Below are 17,257 nucleotides of genomic sequence, written 5' to 3' on the forward strand. Positions count from 1 at the left end.
CCGTCAGTCCGCGCCGGCACAAGCCGGTGCCTTGTAACCGTCATGGGCAGGCCCTATCATTTTAACCAAGGGCGGCTGTCGACAGGAGAATCCAATGGGTTTGCTTGATGTGCTGAACGGAATGCAGAACGGACCGCGCGGTCCCAGCGATGAGACCCCCGGCAGCGGTGGTGGCATGTCGCCAATGACGATGGCGATTCTGGCCCTGCTTGCCTACAAGGCCGTCAAACATATCGGCGGCAGCCAATCTCAAGCGCCCGCGCAGGCACCTGCCGGACCCGCGACACTGCCCGGCACCACGACCGCCAGCACCGGCGGGCTCGGTGGCGGATTGGGTGGCCTGCTCGGCGGATTGCTCGCCGGCGGAGCCGCTGGAAGCATCTTGAGTGGCGGCCTTGGCGACTTGCTCAAGCAGTTCGAACAGAACGGCCAAACCGATATCGCCAAATCGTGGGTCGACAATGGTCCGAACAAGCAGATTTCACCGAACGATCTCGAAAGCGCGCTCGGCTCCGACCAGATCAATGCGCTTACCGCGCAAACAGGTCTGTCACGCGACGATCTGCTGTCCGGACTTGCCAAACAGTTGCCGGACGTCATCAACCATCTGACACCGGACGGGCGGGTGCCCACCGAAAATGAAGCCTCGCGCTGGATTTGATGCGCGCGCCTGTTAGGAGCATGGAGCGGCCTTTTCCGCTCCGTGCTTCGTGTCTCGATGTTTCATCAATTTGACGAAAGAAGGATAGCGACAATGCTTCATGTTCTGCTGGTCGGTCTGGTCGCCGGCTTTCTCGCTCGCCTTTTGTCGCCCGGACCGAACAATCCGACAGGCTTCATCCTGACCATCGTGCTCGGCATCGTCGGCGCCTTTCTTGCGACCTTCCTCGGCCAGGCCATCGGTCACTATGGCCCGAACCAGGGCGCGGGATACATCACCGCAACCATCGGCGCCGTGGTGGTGCTGTTCATCTGGAACAGGCTCGTCGCGCGCCGGATGATCTCCGATCCCGGCAGCCGCTGACCGCGGAAAGTCGCGGCCAGCAATTCGCCGCGCCTGTTACCCAAGATGCAATCCGGCGTCCATGCGCAGCAATTCGCCGGTCATGTGCCCTGACTGTGGACGCGCCAGGAAGCAGACAGCCTGAGCGATATCGTCCGCAGTGGACGCAATCTTCAACGGCGTTTTGGCGGTGTAGGTCTCCCGGATGTTTTTCGCAGCCTCGGCGCCGCGGCCCTTTGTGAACCATGGCGTGTCGATATAGCCCGGACAGACAGTGTTGACGCGAATGAGGGGAGCCAGTGCCCGCGCCAGCGACAGCGTCATCGTGTTCAACGCGCCCTTGCTCGCCGCGTAGGCGATCGACGAACCATAGCCTTCGATCCCCGCGACCGATGAGACGTTGACCACTGCGGACGCCCGGCCCGTCTCCCTCGCCGCAGCTTCCAGCAGGGCGCGCGCCGCGCGAACCATCTGGTATGGACCGATGGTATTGACCGCATATATCCGCTGAAAATCTTCCGCCGAAAGTCCGTCGAGATTATCGAGCGCCACATGCTTGGTGGTGCCGGCATTATTGATGAGCACATCAAGGCCGCCCCACTTCTCGGCGGCGGCGACAATCCGCTTGCAATCCTCATCGCGCGAGACATCGCCTTGCGCCACCACGACGTCTGCGGCGCCCGCCTTGCGACACATCTCGGCGGCCTTTTCCGCGTCATCCTTGCTCGACGAATAGTTGATGACGAGCCGCGCGCCCTCCTTCGCCAGAATGGCCGCCGACGCAGCGCCGAGGCCCGACGCCGATCCCGTAACAATGACTCGCAACCCGCCCTTTGACATGTTTCTTCTTCCTTGTGAGTGATCCGGCAACCTATCGCGCGATCTCAAAACAAAACAATGTTTTTAACAACCGTACATTGGTGCGACGCCGTCGTTCTATTCCTAGCAAGGAACATTGTTCATGCAAAATGACCGACCGCCCTTGACGAGTTCGGCGCTTGTCATGGCTATGGCTTTTCCCCATCATGGTCCGCAATAAACGTACGACACCCCCGTTTCCGGCCTGTCCCGAATGCGAGCGTGTTTCAGCCTCGGGAGCAATACAGCGTGACCGATAACATCGTCGTCGAAACCGCCGAGCGGATATTTACCGATCTCGGCGATGCGCAGACCCTTAACTCCACCAAAACAGACGACTGGAAAAAGCCTCTGTGGCGCGCGCTGGAAGACGCCGGCCTGCCGCTGTCGTGGGTAGCCGACGATCTCGGCGGCGCAGGCGCCAGCCTCGCGGACGGTTTCGGCGTGCTCGGCGCAGCCGGACGACATGCCGTCGCGGTGCCGCTCGCCGAAACCATGCTGGCGGGCTGGCTGCTGTCGCAGGCGGGCATCGCCTCGCCATCCGGCATGATGACCGTCGCGCCGTGCCATCCCCGCGACCGCATCGCCATCGGCGCGGACGGCACGCTCACCGGGAAGGTGCGCGGCGTGCCGTTCGCGAAAGAAGCGCAGCACATCGCCGTTGTCGCGCAGGGCGCGACCGGCGATACGGTCGCGCTGGTCGAAACCTCGGCCTGCCGGATCGATGCTGGCCAAAACCTCGGCAGCGATGACGCCAGCACTGTGACATTCAGCAATGCCAAACCGGCCGCAGCCAAGACCGCGTCCGCCGGGTTCAACACCACGTCATTGATGCTCATGGGAGCGGTCGCGCGCAGCCTGCAGATGGCAGGCACGCTCGAGACCATGCTCGACATCAGCGTGCGCTACTCCAACGAACGGGTCGCCTTCGAGAAGAAGATCTCGAAATTCCAGGCAGTCCAGCACAATCTGGCGAAGCTCGCCGGCGAAGTCGCTGCCGCCGTTGCGGCAGCGGGCTCGGCTGCCGACACCATCGCCAACGCGACATCGTTTGACGACGCCGTGTTCCTCGAGGCGACCGCGGCAAAAATCCGCTGCGCGGAAGCCGCGGAGAAAGGCGCCGCGATCGCCCATCAGGTCCATGGCGCCATCGGCTTCTCTATGGAGCACATTCTTCATCGCTACACGCTGCGCGCGCTGGCCTGGCGTGACGATTTCGGCTCCGAAAGCTATTGGGCCGTTGAGCTTGGCAAATTCGTCGCCAAACGCGGCGCCGATGAGCTGTGGCCGCTGGTCGCCTCGCGCTGACACGCTACACGACAATCCGGATATACGCTCATGACTGCTGCACTCCAGTTCGATCCGATCCGCCTGCCGCCGGTGTGCCAGAAACTGCGCGAGGAGGTTCGCGCCTTTCTCGCCGAACAGATCGCCGAAGGCGTGTTCAATCCGCACAAGCCACAGGCCGAAGACACCGACATTCCCGAATTCAGCCGCCGCGTCGGCGAGCGCGGCTGGATCGGCATGACATGGCCGAAGAAATACGGCGGCCACGAGCGCACCTTTCTTGAACGCTATGTCGTCACCGAGGAGATGCGCGTCGCCAACGCACCGACCCGGCGGTTTTTCGTCGCCGACCGCCAGAGCGGACCGGTGCTGCTGAAATATGCCAGCGAGCGGATCAAGATGGACATCATTCCGCGCATCTGCCGCGGCGAGGTCTGTTTTTCGATCGGCATGAGCGAGCCGAACTCAGGCTCCGACTTGTTCGCGGCCAAGAGCAAGGCGACAAAAACAGACGGCGGCTGGCTGCTGAACGGCACCAAGATCTGGACCACGTCTGCCCATATCGCCGACTACATGCTTGGCATCTTCCGCACCTCGCCGCCGACCCAGGAGAACCGTCGCCACGGCCTGACCCAGTTTCTGGTCGACATGAAAGCGCCCGGCATCACCGTCAATCCAATCGCGCAACTCAGCGGGCTGAAGGAATTCAACGAGGTTGTATTCGAGAACGTGTTCCTGCCGGATGATCATGCGCTCGGCGAAATCGACGGCGCTTGGAAGCAGGCCACCAGCGAGCTCGCTTATGAGCGCAGCGGCCCGGAGCGCTTTCTCGAAACATCTTATGTATTGACTGAACTTGTGCGTGCGCTCGGCAGTGAGCCAGATACCCGCAGCGCCGAAGGCATCGGACGCTTGGTCGCTCAGTTGCACACCATGCGGCGGATGTCGGTCTCGGTTGCGGGCATGCTGCAGGGTGGCAAGGAGCCGGTGGTCGAGGCGTCCATCGTCAAGGATATCGGCACCATCTGGGAACAGCAGTTGCCGCATCGCGTTCGCGATCTTGCCGCGTTCGTCGAACCCGACGCCACCAACCATGAAACGCTGGAAGACCAGCTCGCCTTCGCCACCAAGATTGCACCGAAACTCACGATCCAGGGCGGCACCACCGAGGTGCTGCGCGGCATCATCGCGCGCGGGCTCGGTCTGCGCTAAGCGCGGGCTGACCTGCGCTGAACCATTTGCATTGAGCCACTATAAAGGACCTCTCATGAGCACTTTCACCGACATCGTCGTTGAGAAACACGGTCATGTCGCCCTGATCGAAATCCGCCGCCCACCGCTGAATTTTTTCGATATTTCGCTGATCGGGCAGATCGCCACCGCGCTCGACCAGATCGACGCCGATCCGGACTACCGCGCTGTGGTGCTCGCAGCGCAGGGTAAGGCATTCTGCGCCGGCGCCAACTTCGGCACACCGGAACCGGGCGACAAGGATCCCGCCGTCCAGCTCGGAAAGATCAATCATCTCTATCAGGAAGCGGTGCGCATCTTCCGCAACAAGAAGCCGATCGTCGCCGCGGTACAGGGAGCAGCCATCGGCGGCGGGCTGGGCCTCGCGGTGTCGGCTGATTTCCGCGTAACGTGTCCGGAAGCGCGCTTCGCCGCCAACTTCACCCGGCTCGGATTCCATCCCGGTTTCGGGCTCACCGTGACGCTGCCCGAACTCATCGGCAAGAACAACGCCGAGCTGATGTTTTACACCAGCCGCCGCGTCATCGGCGAAGATGCCTTACGCATGGGGCTCGCCAACGTGCTGGTGCCGCAGGATCAAGTCCGCGCCGAGGCACTGAAGCTCGCCAGCGAGATTGCCGAGAACTCGCCGCTCGGCCTGATCTCGACCCGCGCGACCATGCGCGCCGGTCTGGCCGATCGTGTCGCGGCACAGACCGATCACGAACTCGCCGAACAGACCACGTTGCGCGCCACCGAGGATTTCAAGGAAGGCGTCAAAGCCACCGAAGAACGCCGTGTGCCGAATTTCAAGGGACGGTGAATACGCGGCCTAATCGAAATGGCCGGGCGCTCGCCCGGCCATTTTCATTTGGCCGCTCGATCCTCATGGTGAGGAGGCGCGTCAGCGCCGTCTCGAACCATGAGGCCAGAAGTCTTCCCTCATCCTTCGAGACGCAACGCTACGCGCTGCTCCTCAGGATGAGGGGAACCTATCCTCAATCAGTACCTGTCCTGCGTCGCGCCAACCGGCTTGTCGCGGCCGACCACCAGCGCATCGACAATGGTGACGCCCTCGCCCACCGGATGGACAAGGACCGGGTTGACCTCGATTTCCGACACGTCATCCGCGCGCTGCGCGGCCAGTTGCGAGACCTGCGCAATCAGCTTCGCAAGCGCCGTCCGGTCGGATTTCGCGGATCCACGGAATGAATCGAGCAAAGGCGCGGCCTTGAGATCGTCCAGTATCATCGAGGCCTCCTCCGCGCTCACCGGAGCGGGACGATAGACCACATCCTTGAACAGCTCGGTGGTGACGCCGCCGAGACCCGCCATCACCATCGGCCCGAAGGTCGGATCGTTGATGGTGCCGACGATCATTTCGACGCCCTTCTTCGCCAGCGGCCCGACCAGAACGCCCTGGATGTTGGCCGACGGGCTGAAGCGCCGGGCACTCTCGACCAGTTGCGTGTAGGCGGCCGACGCCTCGTCCGCATTCGCGATGTTGACGCGCACGCCGCCCGCTTCGCTCTTGTGCGGAATGTCGCGCGACTGGATTTTCATCACCAGCGGGAAACCGACCTTGGCCACCGCAGCATCAAGATTTGCTTTCTGCGTCACCAGGATTTCTTCGGGCAGTGTGAAGCCGGCTGTGCGCAGCAGTTCCTTGCTTTCATGCTCGGACAAATTGCCGACGATCTTCTCCGACGGCGCGGCCGCCGAAACGACGGCCGGGGCAGTGAGCTTGAACCGGGCGCGATCCACCATGCGTCGAATCGCGCGGCCGAACGGCGCCAGCCCCGGAAATGCGACAATCCCGGATTCCGCCAGCGCTGCGCGCGCGAACTGCGACGGCAGCGTGTAGGTGTAGAACAGGATCGGCTTCTTCTGCGCGTCGATCAGCGGTTTGATCTCCGGTTGCTTCACCGAGATGCGGGTTTCGCTGGAGAACGAACTCACCACGACGATGACGTCGATCTCGTCCGCCTTCTCCAGCAGCTCGATGGTCTTCTGCAAGCCGCCGCTATGCACCGCCTGCGCGGTGATGTCGACCGGATTCCGCGGCGAGCCGTAGGACGGAATCAGTTTGCGGATCTCGGCCTGAATCGGCGCCGACAGTTCGGGCACGTTGAGGCCTTCGGCGGCCAGCGTATCCGCCATCCACGCACCGGCCCCGCCGGACACGGTGACGACGGCGACACGGTCGCCCTTCGGCGGCGGCGCACTGGTCAGCGCAGCGGCAATGGTGACAGCTTCATCGAGATCGTTCGAAACGATGAAGCCGTATTTGGCGAACACCGCATCATAGGCGGCGCTCCAGCCCGCCATGCTGGCGGTGTGCGACGCGGCCGCGCGCTCGCCGGCGCCGGAACGGCCGACCTTCGAGACAATCACCGGCTTGCCCGCCTCCGCCGCGCGCTGGGCAGCCGCGAGAAACTTGTCGCGGTCGCGGATGCCCTCGATGAAAAGCAGGATCACATCGGTGGTCTTGTCCTGCACCATGTAATCGAGGAATTCACCCGCGCCGAGATCGGATTCGTTGCCGGTGGAGACGACATAGCTGACGGCGACACCCATCGCCTTGGCACGATTGTAGATCGCAAAGCCGATGCCGCCGCTCTGCGCGACGATACCGACACGGCGCGACGTCGCCAGCAGCCGCGGTGCATCGGGCTTGACATCGACGGTCGGACTGAAAGTCGCCGCGACGCGCTTCGGTTCGTTGTAGAAACCTTCAGCGTTGGGGCCGGAAATCCGCATGCCGGTTCGTTTCGCCAGCGCGGCGATTTCCGCCTGCATGTTGGCGCTGTCGCCACCCTCCTCGGCAAAGCCTGACGAGATGATGATCGCGTTCTTGACGCCGACCTCGGCGCACTCCTTGAGCGCGGGCAGCACCACCTTGGCCGGAATGATGACGATGGCGAGGTCGATCGGCTGGCCGATGCTCGACACAGACGGATAACACTTCAGGCCATCGATATCGCCGTAGGATGGATTGACCGGGAAGATCTGGCCGGCAAAGCCGTTTTTGCGCAGGAACGCCAGCAACAGACCGGGAATTTTCAGCGGGTCGCGCGACGCACCGATGACAGCCACGCTGGAGGGCGAGAAGAACGAGTCGAGAGGATGCATTTTTTTGTTTTCATGTTTCGATTTGGAAGGTCACGCCGGCCACAACGAATGAATTCGCCGTGACGGTGTACCCTCGAGCCTGCGCGGCCGCGCCGACGCGCGCGGGATCCTTGACGCGAAATGTGAGGCCGCTCATCGCGTCGCTGGCGCCCTTCACAAACTGAAATCGGCAATTGGGAAGCGCAATGACGGGAGCGCCATCGCCGCGCTTCGACACCGGCAGGCCAATGATCCGGCTCCAGTGCTGCGCGAGATCGTCCGGGGCGGGGCTTTGCATCACGACGCCGGTCAACGCCTCGGTGACATCCTTGCGGATCGCCTTGTGCCAGTCGGGACCGGCCGGCGGATAGGGGCCGCCGATATTGTCGCTGTCATCGGTCCGATTGAACTCGATGAAAGCCGCCCGGCAATCGCGCGGATGAAGCTGCACGCCGAGATACGGCGGCCGGTCGATGACATGCGACGTGCGCACGCCGATGGCTTCCGCATTGCGCTGGCGCTCGCGCGGATCGTCGCAAGAGAAAATCGCCATATAGCCGCCGCGGCCGCCGGTCTTGGCAATGAAGCGTCCGGCCGCCGTGCCGTCCTGGAACGGCGCGACGACTTCAAGCAGGATGGTATCGACCGGCAGCAGCGCGTTCTCCAGACCGTAACGCGCCACGTTGGGATCGCGGTAGCAGACCTCGAGCCCCATGATGCCCGCGATGTCTCCGATCGCCGGCTCGAGATGGGGCGCGACCAGACATATCTGCCGCAATCGGACGCTGTCGGACATCAACCGTGTCCTGTCACCGTCCCTGGAAAACCGCGGCGCGCTTTTCGACGAAAGCCTTTGCCGCTTCCTTGTGGTCCTCGGTCTCCGAACAGCGGGTGTGATGCAGCGACTCGCCGTCGAAGCAGGCCTCAAGCGACATCTGCTCGGCATTGTTGATGTTGCGCTTGATGTAGCCGTAGGTGATCGACGGTCCCTGCGCCAGCGACAGCGCGAGGTCGGTCGCGGCCTGCGCCACGTCGGCATCGGGCACGACCTTCGTTACCATGCCGAGCGCGAGGGCTTCATCTGCCGTCAATACCGGCGACAACAGGTAAAGCTCGCGCGCCTTGGCGCTGCCGAGCATCTGGGTGAGAAAATAGGTGCCGCCGTAGTCGCCGGAGAATCCGACCTTGGCGAATGCCGTGGTGATCTTGGCGGACTTGCCCGCGACCCGCAGATCGCAGGACAACGCGATCGAGAGCCCCGCGCCGGCCGCAGCGCCGTCGATCTGGGCGACCACCGGCTTCTGCATTTCGTGAAGAATGCGCGAGACTTCCATGCCGCGGCGCAGATTCGTTCGCTTTGCTTCGAACGACAGCGGCGCACGGCCGGCTGCCATCGATTTCACATCACCGCCGACGCAAAACGTTCCACCCGCTCCGCGCAACAGAACGGCGCGCACGTCATGATCTTCAGCCGCCCGCCGTGCCGCCTCGACCAGCGCGACGGTCATCTCCGGGCTGAGCGCATTGCGTCGATCCGGCCGGTTCATGGTGATGGTGAGCAGGCCGCGATCGAGGCTTTGCTGGACGATATCGGTCATGATGTGATCCTTGTTGCGACTTGACGAAATTGCAGCGCGGGAGAAAGGCTGCTCGCCCTGCCCCCGCGCCTGCGTTTACTTTTTCACCAGCGGACAGCGGGAATCGCTCAGTTGCTGGAACGCCTCGTCACCCGGAATGGTGGCGAGAAGCTTGTAGTCGTCCCAGCGCGCCTTGGATTCCGACGGCTTCTTGACCTCGAACAGGTACATGTCATGGACCATGCGGCCGTCCTCTCGGATTTTGCCGTTCTTGGCGAACATGTCGTTGATCGGGGTTTCCTTCATCACCTTCATCACCGCCGCAGCATCGGTCGTGCCGGCCTTCTTCACCGCCTGCAGATAGTGCAGCGTGGATGAATAGATGCCCGCCTGTGCGGACGTCGGCGCATGCTTGACCTTCTCCATGAATCGCTTGGTCCAGGCGCGGGTCTCGTCGTTCAGATCCCAGTACCAAGCTTCAGCGAGAATCAGCCCCTGTGCTGTCTGCAACCCGACGCTGTCGATATCCGTCACGAAAGCCAGCAGCGGCGCAACTCTCTGGCCGCCCTTGAGGATGCCGAATTCGGCCGCTTGCTTGATGGCATTGATGGTGTCGCCGCCGGCATTGGCGAGACCAATCACCTTGGCCTTCGAAGCCTGCGCCTGCAGCAGGAACGACGAGAAGTCAGATGTATTGATCGGGTGACGGACCGAGCCGAGCAGCTTGCCGCCCGTCTTCAGAATGACGTTGGTGGTATCCTTCTCGAGATCCTGACCGAACGCATAATCGGCGGTCAGGAAGAACCAGGTGTCGAGACCCTGCTTCACCGTTGCGAGGCCGGTAGAGTGCGCCTGCGCGAATGTGTCGTAAGCATAGTGGACAGTGTACGGACCACAAGCCTCGTTGGTGAGGCGGATCGAACCCGGGCCCGAGTACATGATGATCTTATTACGGGCCTTCGCAACCTCGCCAGCGGCAAGCGCGGTGGCCGATGCGGCGACGTCAATGATCGCCTCGACACCCTGATTGTCGAGCATCTCGCGCGCGATATTCGCGGCGACGTCAGCCTTGTTCAGATGGTCCGCCGCGATGATCTCGATCTTGCGGCCGAGCACTTCACCGCCGGCATCCTCCGCCGCCATCTTGGCTGCGGTCTCACTGCCGACGCCGGTGATATCGGCATACAAACCCGACATATCGAGAATGGCACCAAGCTTGAGCGGCGGCTTCGTCTGCGCCGATGCCGTCCCGGCTGCAAGAACGATGGCCGAAGCGAACACGCCTGCGAAAATTTTCTTCACTTGATCCTCCCTTGAGTGACACCGCTCTTGCCGGCGATTTTACCGTTCGATCATGGCTCAAGCGTTCGCTTGCGGCAAGCCAAAGCCGTTCGCTCGCGCGATCGTCATGCCTCGCAAGCGCTGCGTGCATGAACCGCGACGCGCGCGGCTTGACTCACGCCGTCATTGTCTCGATTTTGCTCATCGACGCCTTTCAAACGCTTGTTTATGTTTCGCTAGATGGAATTCAATGCGGGTCGCGGTCACAGGCGCGGGTGGGTTTATCGGAACCGAACTGACGCGCACCTTGTTGCGTGACGGCCGGCTGATCGATTTTCATGGACGTGAAAAGAGCATCGAGCAGCTCCTGCTGGTCGATACGCATCTGCCGCCGCAATCCGATCCGCGCATCGTTCCGTTGCGACAGGACCTGTCCGAAGCCGACGCAACGTGCGCCGTCGCCGCATGGAAACCGGACAGCGTGTTTCATCTCGCCGCAGTCCTGACCACGGCCGCAGAGCGCGACCCGGCACGGGCGCTGTCCGTCAACGTGTCGGCCCTTGCGCAGTTGATCGAAGCGCTCGGCGGAATGCAAACGCCGTCGAGGCTTATTTTCCCAAGCTCGATCGCTGTGTTCGGCGGCTCCCTGCCCGACATCGTCGATGACGACCTCGCGCAGCGGCCGCAGACCTCCTACGGCACCCACAAGGCCATCGCCGAATTGATGCTGGCGGATGCGACGCGCCATGGCCTGATCGACGGCCGCGCGCTGCGGCTGCCGATCGTGCTGGTCCATCCCGGACCACCGACGCAATCGGTGTCCGATCGGATCGCCGGCATCGTTCGCGACGCCGTGGCGGGTCGCGACGTCATCGTCCCGCTCCGGCAGGATACGCGCGTGCCGGTCGCCTCGGTGCAGACCGTCGCGACAAGTCTGATCGCGCTTCACAATGCAACCAGATCGACGCTCGGCGGCCTCACGGCAATCAATCTGCCCGCGCTGACCGTCAGCATGGCCGATACGGTCGCCGCGCTGCGCCAGATCACGGGAGAGGCCGGCCGGATCCAGTTTTCACCGCAACCCGAACTCGAAACCATCGTCGCAAGCTGGCCGAAGGGTTTCGTCTCGAACCATGCGCACCGCATCGGCATCGTGCCCGACGCCAATTTCACCCGTATCGTCGCCCACTACATCGCGGGCCTGAAGAATGTCTGAGAGCCAGCCCGGCGCCACCGCCGATATCTGCATCATCGGCGCCGGATCGTCCGGCGTCGCCGTCGGCAAGGCGCTGCGCGACAACGGATTGACTTTCGACTGCTTCGAGAAGGGTTCGAACGTCGGCGGGATGTGGCGCTACCTCAACGACAACGGCCTGTCGTGCGCCTACAAGAGTCTGCACATCGACACCAGCCGCAACAATCTCGGCTATCCCGATTTTCCGATTCCCGACGACAAGCCGGACTTCCTCGCTCATCATGAACTGCTCGGCTATCTGGAAGCCTATGCCGATCACTTCGATGTGCGGCGAAGCATCCAGTTCAACACCGAAGTAACATCGGTCGAGAAACTCGGCAACGGGCACTGGCGCGTCACCATGGATGACGGCACGGCGCGCGATTATCGCGCGGTCGTCGTCGCCAACGGTCACTTGTGGGATGCGCGCTGGCCGTCCTTTCCCGGAACGTTCACCGGCGCGGCGCTTCATTCGAGCGAGTATCGCACTGCGCAGCCGTTCGACGACAAGAACGTCCTGGTGGTCGGCATCGGCAATTCGGCGGTCGATATCGCCGTCGACCTTTGCAAGCGCGCAAAGAGCGTGACCCTGTCGACCCGCACCGGCGCCTATGTGATGCCGAAATACATGATGGGAATTCCGATCGACCGCTGGTCGGCGTTTTTCTCGCGCAAGCTGAAATTCCCAACCCTGCTGACACGCATGGTCATGGCCCGGCTGATCTACTTCGCGGTCGGCGACCAGCGCCGCTTCGGCGTGCCGCGCCCCAAACATCCGATGTGGCGCGAGCACGCCACGCTCAGCCAGGAATTGCTGCCGTTCGTCGGCCACGGCTGGATTCGCATCAAGCCGAATGTCACCAAACTCGACGGCAGCGAGATCGAGTTTGCCGACGGTTCACGCGCGCCGTTCGATGCGGTGATCTATGCTACCGGCTACAGGACGACGTTCCCATTTCTGGCGCCGGAGCTGTTTTCCGTAACCGAAGGCGAGACGGTCGATCTTTACCGCCGCATGACGCCGCCGACACAGCCCGGGTTGTTCTTCGCCGGCCTGGTGCAGCCGATCGGCGCCACCATCCCATTGGTCGAGGTGCAGGCGCGCTGGATCGCTGCTACGCTCAAAGGCAACATTGCGCTCCCTTCCGTCACCGAAATGGCGCGGGAGGTGGCGCAGCATCACGAGCGCAAACAACGCACATGGCTCAACTCGGCGCGCTACACGCTGGAAGTCGACGCCCGCAGTTACACCGCGGCACTGCGCAGGGACCTCGTTCGCGCCGGCGCCTGACCGGCCGTATCCGGTTTGCCATCGTCACGTCGGCAGCCATGTTGGCGCTGATGTCACTGACGGCGACGCCCTCACGCGCCGCCTGTGAATTCGAACCACAAGGCGAAGGCCGTGTCGCCGAAATCATCGACGGGCGCACCTTTCGCATGGATGACGGCCGCGAGGTCCGCCTGGCTGGGATCGAACCCGGCCCGGGCCTCCCATCCGCCGAAGGAGCGAAGGCCCTTGGAGCGCTGATTGCCGGCCGCGACGTGACCTTGCATGCTCTCACCGACGCACCGGACCGCTACGGTCGCCAGCCCGCTTTCGTCATGGTGACGGGTTCCCGAACTTCGGTCCAGCGCGAGCTTCTGGCTTCCGGTTTTGCGCTGGCGTCCGCCTCTGTCGCGGATCCCTGTGCCATGGAACTCGCCGCCGCCGAGGCGGGAGCCAGAGAAGGCAAACAAGGGCTGTGGGACAACCCGACCGCCATAAAAAACGCGGAAAGACCGGACGATATTTTGGCCGAGATGGGGCGATTTGCGGTGGTGGAAGGCAAGGTTCTGTCGGCAAAGCTGGCTGGAGCGACTTTTTATATCAATTTCGGCCGGCGATGGACGCGAGACTTTGCGGTGACCATTTCAAGGCGCATGATGCCGTCTTTCGAGGCTGCGGGGATTGATCTCAAGTCGCTGGCCAACAAACGGATTCGGATCCGGGGCTGGATCGTGCGACACGGCGGCCCCCCGGATCGAGGCGACCCGTGCCGGACAGATCGAACTGGTCGCGGGCAACCAAACGGCGGCAACCCATAGGAATGGCGAGTAGCGGCGTGACGATGGCGATGACGACCCAGCACAGGAATCCCGGAGGCCGCTTTCTGGCCGCGGCGGCGCTGTGCATCGCGTTTGGCCTCGGCGCCTGCGGCGACATGGGCCGCTTCCAGGTCGCGGGGCCGGCCAGCACCATCGCGGCGCCAAAGCCCGCCAAGCCGGCGGTTCACACAGCGGCGACCGAACGCGAACACGAACGCATCCTGCTGTCTTACGGCGGCGCCTATGACGATCCGAAGCTCGAGGCGCTGATCACCAAGACCGTCAATCGCCTCGTTGCGGCGTCGGACCGGCCCGATCTCGCCTACAAGGTGACGATCCTGAACTCCGGCGCGGTCAATGCCTTCGCGCTGCCGACCGGTCAGTTGTACGTCACGCGCGGACTGGTTGCGCTTGCCAGCGACACTTCGGAATTGTCGAGCGTGCTGTCGCATGAAATGGCGCATGTGCTGGCGAAGCACGCTTCGATCCGCGAGGAACAGGCGCGGCAGGCCGCGATCGTGACCCGCGTCGTCAACGACATGGGCAACAACGACGCCGACATGACGGCGCTGGCGCTGGCGAAAACCAAGCTGACGATGGCGAGCTTCTCTCGCGCGCAGGAATTCGAAGCCGACGCGATCGGAGTCGGCATCGCGGCGCACGCGCACTTCGATCCCTATGGCGCCGCGCGCTTCCTGACCGCGATGGAACGCAATGCCGCCCTGAAAGCCCCGCGCGCCTCACTCGATCCGCGCACCCAGGACTTCCTGTCCTCGCATCCGGCGACGCCCGAACGTGTGCAAAACGCGCAGGCAAACGCGCGGCAATATCGCTCGCCGGAAAGCGGCGAGCGCGACCGCGACACCTATCTCAGTGCGATCGACAATATGGTCTACGGCGAAGATCCCAGCGAAGGCTTCGTCCGCGGCCGCCGCTTCCTGCATCCCAAACTCGGCTTCACCTTCCAGGCACCGGATGGTTTCAGCCTCGACAACACCGCGCAGGCGGTTATCGGCGTCCGTGAAGGCGGAACGCAGGCGATGCGGTTCGATGTCGTTCGCGTCCCGGCCGAACAGTCGCTCGGCGACTATCTCAATTCAGGGTGGATGGAGAACGTCAACAAGGCGTCGACCGAAACCACCACGGTCAACGGCTTCCCCGCCGCAACGGCAACCGCCGGCGGCGATCAGTGGCAATTCCGGATCTACGCATTGCGTTTCGGCAGCGACGTCTATCGCTTCATCTTCGCCGCCAAACAGCAAACGCCGGAAAGCGACCGCAGCTTCCGCGCCGCGGTCAACTCGTTCCGCCGCCTGACGCTGGCGGAAATTCAGGCAGCGCGCCCGTTACGTATCAAGATCGTCACCGTGCAGCCCGGCGATACGGTCGAGTCGCTGTCACATCGGATGCAGGGCGTCGATCATCCGACCGAGCGATTCCGTGTGCTCAACGGTCTCGACGCACACACAGCCATCAAGCCGCGTGACCGCGTCAAGATCGTGGTTGATTAGGCACAGAACGGCCTGAACATGCGGCAACAAAAAACCCGGCCTGCGAGGCCGGGTTTTTCGTTTTCGTTTGATGGTACCGCAGAGGATGGCCGGATCAGGCGGCTTCATCCTCGGCAACCGAATCGTCACCGTCACTGTCCTCGGCATCGTCGCTCGACGCGCCGGCTTCGGCCTCTGCCTTGGCAGCGCCACGGCGCGGGCTCTTGGCGAGATTCGATTCGATCTCCTTGACTGCTTCGGTCTCGGTGACGTGCTGAACCACCGCGATCTCGCGCGACAGCCGATCGAGCGCCGCTTCATAAAGCTGGCGTTCGCTGTACGATTGCTCGGGCTGCGACTCGGAGCGGTAGAGATCGCGCACCACTTCGGCGATGGCGACGATATCGCCGGAATTGATCTTCGCTTCGTATTCCTGCGCGCGGCGCGACCACATGGTGCGCTTGATGCGGGCACGGCCCTTGAGCGTCTCGAGCGCACGCTTGACCAGTGCCGGATCGGACAGCTTCCGCATGCCTACATTGGCAACCTTTGCGGTCGGCACGCGCAACGTCATCTTGTCCTTGGTGAAGTTGATGACGAACAGTTCCAGCTTCGCGCCCGCGATTTCCTGCTCCTCGATCGCAAGAATCTGGCCGACGCCATGCGCCGGGTAGACGACGAACTCGTTGGTCTTGAATCCCTGACGCTGGGTCAGAACCTTTTTCGGCTCTTCCACGCGCGGCGCGGCTTTCGCCACCGGCTTCGCGGCGGGCTTGGCCGCAGCAGCCTTGGCGGGAGCTTTCGCAACGGTCTTGCTCTTGGAAACGGCAGCCTTCGAAGCAGGAGCCTTCGAACCGGCGGCCTTCACGGGAGTTTTTGCAGTTTTTTTGGTGGGCATTGTGCTTCTTTTGTTTTTCGAGGATTTTGCGGATGCGCGAACATCCTTCTTGGTGGCATCGCGGCTCGCCGCGGACGCCTTCTTGGTGCCCTTATCCTTGGATGCTTTGGTTTTCTTATGACGCGATTTGTCTGACACGGCGCCTATGCGTGGAACCGCCACGCCCCTGTTCGATGGTTTATCTGGAACCCGACGGGCCCAGATCACGGGGCGCAAAGGGGCTCTCTCATTACCGAATGTGCCCATAATACCACATTTTGCGGAAAAATCAATGATTTATGCCCCCAACCGGTTCCGGCAGGGGGTTGGGCGGACCAAACAGCGATTTACGGTTAAGCGGGGCTGCAATCAGGGGCCGTGAGGCACCCGCCAAACTCAACCGAGGCGCGCATCAGTCGCCGGTGCCGGGGTTCGGAGAAAAGAATTTCTCGAACTTGCCGTCCTGACCGTCGAATTCCTTGGCGTCGTCCGGAGCGTCTTTTTTCTGCGTGATGTTCGGCCACGACTTGGCGTATTCAGCATTCACCTCAAGCCACTTTTCGAGATTTGGCTCGGTGTCGGGCTTGATCGCGTCGGCGGGACATTCAGGCTCGCACACGCCGCAATCGATACATTCATCCGGATGGATCACCAGCATGTTCTCGCCCTCGTAGAAACAATCCACGGGGCATACTTCCACGCAGTCCATGTACTTGCACTTGATGCAATTCTCAGTGACGACGTAAGTCATCCAAGGCTCCGGAAACGATCAGATTTGGCGTTGGGTTAGCGCAGGAACCGGAGCGCTGCAAGTGATGTCCGGGGCCCATTTCTTCTGAGACATATAGTGTTTTCCGGCCGTTTCGACATTGGCACAGCGCAATAAAAGCAGCCGGATGGCTAATAAATTGCAGGAACGATTTTCCGACCTTCGCTCGCGAACCGATCGCTAATCCGGGCGCGGCTGCAAATCCTCGTAGAGATGATGGGCGACCTCGGCGTCACCACGACGCTCGGCGAAGGCGATCACCTTGAGAACCCGCACGCGGGTGTCGAGCGCGATGGTGAGGACATCGCCGGTCTTGACGCCGTGCCCCGGTGAGGTTTCGCGCGCTCCGTTGATCCGAACCCGTCCCTTGCTCACCAGCGCGGCGGCATCGGCGCGGGTCCGAACGATCCGCGCATGCCACACCCATTTGTCGAGGCGCTGGCGATCCAACCTGA

The 17,257-nt window shown here is 62.6% G+C and carries 17 protein-coding genes; 9 read left to right on the forward strand and 8 right to left on the reverse strand.

The genetic code is table 11. The annotated features are described in order from the left end of the window. Positions 1-94: 94 nt before the first annotated feature. Complete coding sequence (locus ASC80_RS17585; protein ID WP_056299909.1) at positions 95-661, forward strand: YidB family protein; 567 nt, start codon at positions 95-97, stop codon at positions 659-661. Positions 662-754: 93 nt separating this feature from the next. Continuing rightward, a complete protein-coding gene (locus ASC80_RS17590; protein WP_056299911.1) occupies positions 755-1,024 on the forward strand; it encodes a GlsB/YeaQ/YmgE family stress response membrane protein in 270 nt (89 codons plus the stop codon). A 36-nt stretch (positions 1,025-1,060) separates the two neighbouring features. Here ASC80_RS17590 and ASC80_RS17595 read toward each other — a convergent pair whose 3' ends face one another. Next, the gene (locus ASC80_RS17595; protein WP_056299914.1) at positions 1,061-1,843 is read right to left on the reverse strand and encodes an SDR family NAD(P)-dependent oxidoreductase; all 783 of its coding nucleotides are present in this window, start codon (positions 1,841-1,843) and stop codon (positions 1,061-1,063) included. A 267-nt stretch (positions 1,844-2,110) separates the two neighbouring features. Here ASC80_RS17595 and ASC80_RS17600 point away from each other — a divergent pair, with 267 nt between their 5' ends. The 3 genes from ASC80_RS17600 to ASC80_RS17610 are packed head-to-tail and all read left to right on the forward strand — an operon-like array spanning position 2,111 to position 5,201. Then, positions 2,111-3,169 (forward strand): acyl-CoA dehydrogenase family protein, encoded by a 1,059-nt coding sequence (locus ASC80_RS17600; RefSeq protein WP_056299917.1) that lies wholly within the window; start codon positions 2,111-2,113, stop codon positions 3,167-3,169. Between the two features lie 30 nt (positions 3,170-3,199). Next, positions 3,200-4,360: an acyl-CoA dehydrogenase family protein gene (locus tag ASC80_RS17605; RefSeq protein ID WP_056299920.1), complete on the forward strand. Its 1,161-nt coding sequence runs from the start codon at positions 3,200-3,202 to the stop codon at positions 4,358-4,360. 55 nt (positions 4,361-4,415) lie between these two features. Then, the gene (locus ASC80_RS17610) at positions 4,416-5,201 is read left to right on the forward strand and encodes an enoyl-CoA hydratase/isomerase family protein (RefSeq protein ID WP_056299923.1); all 786 of its coding nucleotides are present in this window, start codon (positions 4,416-4,418) and stop codon (positions 5,199-5,201) included. Between the two features lie 179 nt (positions 5,202-5,380). Here the strand turns inward: ASC80_RS17610 and ASC80_RS17615 are convergent, their stop codons facing one another. The 4 genes from ASC80_RS17615 to ASC80_RS17630 all read right to left on the reverse strand — a co-directional run bounded on the left by ASC80_RS17615 (position 5,381) and on the right by ASC80_RS17630 (position 10,368). Beyond that, positions 5,381-7,510: an acetate--CoA ligase family protein gene (locus tag ASC80_RS17615; RefSeq protein WP_056299926.1), complete on the reverse strand. Its 2,130-nt coding sequence runs from the start codon at positions 7,508-7,510 to the stop codon at positions 5,381-5,383. Between the two features lie 10 nt (positions 7,511-7,520). After that, positions 7,521-8,285, reverse strand: coding sequence for a VOC family protein (locus tag ASC80_RS17620; protein ID WP_056299928.1), 765 nt, complete (start codon positions 8,283-8,285; stop codon positions 7,521-7,523). Between the two features lie 13 nt (positions 8,286-8,298). Next, complete coding sequence (locus ASC80_RS17625; protein WP_056299931.1) at positions 8,299-9,087, reverse strand: enoyl-CoA hydratase; 789 nt, start codon at positions 9,085-9,087, stop codon at positions 8,299-8,301. 75 nt (positions 9,088-9,162) lie between these two features. After that, positions 9,163-10,368, reverse strand: coding sequence for an ABC transporter substrate-binding protein (locus tag ASC80_RS17630; RefSeq protein ID WP_056299934.1), 1,206 nt, complete (start codon positions 10,366-10,368; stop codon positions 9,163-9,165). Between the two features lie 229 nt (positions 10,369-10,597). Between ASC80_RS17630 and ASC80_RS17635 the strand changes: the two genes are divergently transcribed. From ASC80_RS17635 to ASC80_RS17650, 4 genes are read left to right on the forward strand one after another with little or no spacing between them, the layout of a single operon-like run. Further along, complete coding sequence (locus tag ASC80_RS17635) at positions 10,598-11,563, forward strand: NAD-dependent epimerase/dehydratase family protein (protein WP_056299937.1); 966 nt, start codon at positions 10,598-10,600, stop codon at positions 11,561-11,563. After that, entirely contained in the window at positions 11,556-12,872 is a 1,317-nt protein-coding gene (locus ASC80_RS17640; protein WP_056299938.1) for a flavin-containing monooxygenase, read from the forward strand. Before ASC80_RS17635 ends, ASC80_RS17640 begins: the two co-directional genes overlap by 8 nt. Before the next feature lie 38 nt (positions 12,873-12,910). Further along, on the forward strand, positions 12,911-13,666 hold the full coding sequence (locus ASC80_RS17645) for a thermonuclease family protein (protein WP_349509669.1): 756 nt from the start codon (positions 12,911-12,913) through the stop codon (positions 13,664-13,666). Positions 13,667-13,689: 23 nt separating this feature from the next. Beyond that, the gene (locus ASC80_RS17650) at positions 13,690-15,177 is read left to right on the forward strand and encodes a M48 family metalloprotease (protein WP_056299941.1); all 1,488 of its coding nucleotides are present in this window, start codon (positions 13,690-13,692) and stop codon (positions 15,175-15,177) included. A 94-nt stretch (positions 15,178-15,271) separates the two neighbouring features. On the opposite strand, the gene ASC80_RS23250 is transcribed toward ASC80_RS17650, so the two are convergent. The 3 genes from ASC80_RS23250 to ASC80_RS17665 form a co-directional block, all read right to left on the reverse strand. Next, a complete protein-coding gene (locus ASC80_RS23250) occupies positions 15,272-16,054 on the reverse strand; it encodes a CarD family transcriptional regulator (protein WP_502690980.1) in 783 nt (260 codons plus the stop codon). A 391-nt stretch (positions 16,055-16,445) separates the two neighbouring features. After that, complete coding sequence (fdxA, locus tag ASC80_RS17660) at positions 16,446-16,784, reverse strand: ferredoxin FdxA (protein WP_056299944.1); 339 nt, start codon at positions 16,782-16,784, stop codon at positions 16,446-16,448. A gap of 198 nt (positions 16,785-16,982) precedes the next feature. Beyond that, positions 16,983-17,252, reverse strand: a complete 270-nt coding sequence (locus ASC80_RS17665) for an RNA-binding S4 domain-containing protein (RefSeq protein WP_056299946.1) — start codon at positions 17,250-17,252, stop codon at positions 16,983-16,985. Positions 17,253-17,257: the final 5 nt, after the last annotated feature.

Source organism: Afipia sp. Root123D2 (assembly GCF_001425835.1).
Taxonomy (GTDB): domain Bacteria; phylum Pseudomonadota; class Alphaproteobacteria; order Rhizobiales; family Xanthobacteraceae; genus Afipia.